We start from the raw sequence: 1,887 nt of genomic DNA, 5'->3' as shown, positions 1-1,887 counted from the left end.
GGGCCGAAGCCGCCGCCGCCGCGGCCGAAGCCCGAGCCGCCCGCCGGGCTGCGCGGCTTCTGCACGAAGCGCTTGTCGAAGGTCTGTTCGAGCGGGTTCGGGATCTTGGCCGGGTCGAAATCCAGGTCCTCGTCGTCGCGGTCGAAGCTGTCGGCACTGCGCTCGCGCGCCTGGGCCGGCACCGGCTGGCCCTGGTTCGGGCCCTGCGGGTTGCGGTTGCCGCGCGGGCCGCGGTCTTGCCGGTCGTTCGGGCGCTGCTGGCCATCGCGCTCGTTGCGCGGGCGGTTGTTGTTGCCGCCGCCGGCGTTGCTGTTCTGCTGCGGATTGCCGCGGCCGCCGCGGTCGTTGCGGTTGTCGTTGCGCGAGTTGTTGTTGTCGCGGCGCTGGCCGTCGCCGCCGCCCGCCAGGCGGCGGATGGTGCGCACGTCGTTCTCGTCGAGGTCGACCCAGACGCCGCGCTTCAGGCCGCGCGGCAGCACCACGGTGCCGTAGCGGATGCGGATCAGGCGGCTGACCGTCAGGCCGACGGTGTCGAACAGCTTGCGCACCTCGCGGTTGCGGCCTTCGGTGATGACGACGCGGTACCAGTGGTTCGCGCCTTCGCCGCCGCCGTCGGTGATCGACTTGAAGGCCGCGGTCTGGCCCTCGACCGGCACGCCGGCGAGCAGCTTGGCCTTGTCGCCTTCTTCCAGCGTGCCGAGCACGCGCACTGCGTACTCGCGCTCGACGCCGAAGCGCGGGTGCATGAGCTGGTTGGCCAGTTCGCCGGAGTTGGTGAACAGCAGCAGGCCTTCGGTGTTCAGGTCGAGGCGACCCACCGACTGCCACTTGCCCTGCTGCAGGCGCGGCAGGCGGCGGAACACCGTCGGGCGGTGCTGCGGGTCGTCGTTCGTGACGACCTCGCCGACCGGCTTGTGGTACGCGATGATGCGCGGCGCCGGCGGCACGATGCGCACGCGCACCGGCTTGCCGTCGACCTTGATCTGGTCGCCGAACGAGATGCGCTGGCCGGTGTGCGCGGCCTGGCCGTTCACGGTGATGCGGCCGTCGGCAATCATCTCTTCCATGTCGCGGCGCGACCCGACGCCGGCCTGCGCCAGCACCTTGTGCAGCTTGGGAGCATCGGGGTCGGCCTGCAGCACGCGCTTGCGCTCGGCCGGGTCTTCGGACGCGGTTTCGGCAGTGTCGCCGTCCTGATCGTCCGCATCGTCCTCGGCAACGGCCGCAGCCACTTGCTCGACAGGCTCGGACGGCGCTTGCGCCGACTCCGGCAACTCGGCATCGAAATCACCGGACAGCACGGTCGCGAACAGCTCGCCGGCATCCGGCATCGCGACGGCAGCCGCGGCTTGGGGCGCACCCTCGCCTTCGACGCCGCCCTCCAGGCGACGCTGTTGCTCCTTGCGCCCACCGCGGCGGCGGTTGCGCGATGCGCGTGTCGGCACGCCGTTCTCGTCGACCTCGCGCTCGAGGCCCGGCGGATCCCAGTCGGGGGGCAGATCGGGCTGGACCTCGCCGACGGTGAACAACACCGGTCCTTCGGCGACCACCGGCGGCACTGCTGCCTGCAGCACCAGCGGCGGCTCAGCGGGTGGCTGCTCGGGCGCCGGCACAGGCGCAGCCTCGACCGTCGCCGCCGCGGGTTCGGCGTCGGCCTTCACCGCGCTCTTGCGTTTGCGAGCCGGCTTGGGTGCCGGCTCGCCACCCTCGGCCACCGGCGCTGCAGCGGCTTCGGCGGTTCCAGTGACAGCGGCTTCGGTCCCGGCCTCGGCGACCTCGGCGGCCACCTTGGCGGTGCGTCGACGCTTGGGCTTCGCGGCCGCCGCCTCGCCGGCATCGGCGTCAGGCGGCAGGGTCGTCGAAGAGTCGTCAGCTTGGTTCATGCGG

1 protein-coding gene is annotated in these 1,887 nt (G+C 72.3%); it reads right to left on the bottom strand.

What is annotated here, in order from left to right:
• The coding region (locus tag AC1DYN_RS32305; RefSeq protein WP_477966847.1) for a pseudouridine synthase at positions 1–1,887 on the bottom strand (1,887 nt) is incomplete at both ends.

This window comes from Rhizobacter sp. P2_D12 (genome assembly GCF_056404395.1).
Note: the sequence above shows the minus strand (reverse complement) of the source record. Positions and strands in the feature narration are given on the sequence as shown.